The sequence below is a fragment of the Priestia sp. BR_2 genome, assembly GCF_041954005.1.
Classification (GTDB): Bacteria; Bacillota; Bacilli; order Paenibacillales; family Paenibacillaceae; genus Paenibacillus_AQ; species Paenibacillus_AQ lautus_A.
On record NZ_JAVFHM010000088.1, the window covers coordinates 1 to 1649 of the forward strand.

2 protein-coding genes are annotated in these 1649 nt (G+C 33.7%); both read left to right on the plus strand.

What is annotated here, in order from left to right:
* Positions 1-75: 75 nt before the first annotated feature.
* On the plus strand, positions 76-588 hold the full coding sequence (locus tag RB298_RS02535; protein WP_486045585.1) for a prolyl-tRNA synthetase associated domain-containing protein: 513 nt from the start codon (positions 76-78) through the stop codon (positions 586-588).
* A gap of 123 nt (positions 589-711) precedes the next feature.
* Positions 712-1605 (plus strand): DMT family transporter, encoded by an 894-nt coding sequence (locus RB298_RS02540; RefSeq protein ID WP_486045587.1) that lies wholly within the window; start codon positions 712-714, stop codon positions 1603-1605.
* Positions 1606-1649: the final 44 nt, after the last annotated feature.

Genomic DNA, 1649 nt, shown 5'->3' on the forward strand with positions numbered 1-1649 from the left:
ATGATAATCTACATTTATTAAATATACAAAGCAAAGGAATGAAAAAATATGTTTTTTATTAGCGAGGTTTATACCATGGCTCCAAGAAAAGGCTCCACACCTTTACAAGAAAGTACGTATATTGCTTTCCAACAATTAAATATCCCTTTTCAACGTGTTGATACAGATGAAGCCATTACAATGGCTGACTGTACTCTTATTAATAAAAAGTTGAACATGAAAATGGTTAAAACCTTGTTTTTATGTAATCGACAGCAAACTTCTTTCTATCTATTTATCACTAAAGGAGATAAGCCTTTTCGCTCAAAAGACTTCAGTAGTGCTCTAAATATAGCTAGAGTCTCGTTTGCTCCTGAGGAATTGATGAAAGATATGTTAGGAACAAAAATTGGAGCAGCAACTGTTTTCAGTGCACTATTTGATAAGGATAATAATGTACAAATTGTTTTTGATAAAGATGTAACCTATGAAGAATGGTATGGATGCAGTGATGGAACAACAACCGGATATATAAAAGTACGAACAGAGCAAATTATTAATGATTTTTTGCCTTATACAAACCATAAGGTATCGATTATAGAGGTGTGATATGTATTTATATAAAAATAGAATAGCCATAAAAGTTGGAACTTCTACGCTCGCAAATAAAATAAAGCTAAATAATCTAAAATCGTTTGATCGTATTGCCTATGGATTAAGTGGGTGAAGGCAGTGAAATATAAGATACAGTTTGTTTTATCTATGATTATTTTCGGTACGATGGGTTTAATTGTAAGGTATATTGATTTGTCTTCGAGTGAAATAGCTTTACTAAGTAGTTCAATAGGGTGTTTATTTTTAATGATTGTTTTTCTCACGAGGAAGAGAACCATTTCATGGAAATTGGTAAGAGTTAATGCTTGTATCTTATTCTTTTCAGGTATTGCATTAGGAGGAAATTGGATGTTTCTTTACCAAGCATATGATCAAACAACGCTCACTAATGCAACACTAGGCTATTATTTTGCACCTGTATTCGTCATGATCCTCTCACCATTTATCCTTAAAGAACAATTACCTGTCAAAAAAATTATTTGTATCGGTATAGCGATAATAGGTATGTTAATGATTGTTGGAAATGGTGTAAGTGCCTCTGGGACAGAAGATTTACTTGGAATCTTTTTTGGATTACTCGCAGCTGCATGTTATGCTGCATTGATGTTACTCAATAAATTTATTCGGCTCATGGGTAGGTTAGAGATTACAATCATCCAACTTGGAATAACAGCTTTGCTGCTCTTGCCATATGTGTTTTTGACGGAAGGATTCGGTATCCTTGGAGTATCTAAATCGTCCGTTCCCTTTATAATAATTCTAGGGATTGTGAACACTGGTATTGGATTTTGGTTGTTTTTCTCCGGGATGGAAAAATTAAAAGGCCAAAGTATCGCTATGCTAAGCTACGTAGATCCATTCGTAGCCATATTGATTTCTGCAGTTATCTTGCGAGAGCATATGACAATTGTTCAAATACTAGGTGGTGCACTTCTTTTAGGATCGACATTCATTAGTGAGAATAAGTTCATTAATTTTCCTAAAAGAGGTAAGAGTGTATCGGCTTTATAACATGCGAAGTAGTAGGATGTATTAGTTTCCTACTGCTTTAATAT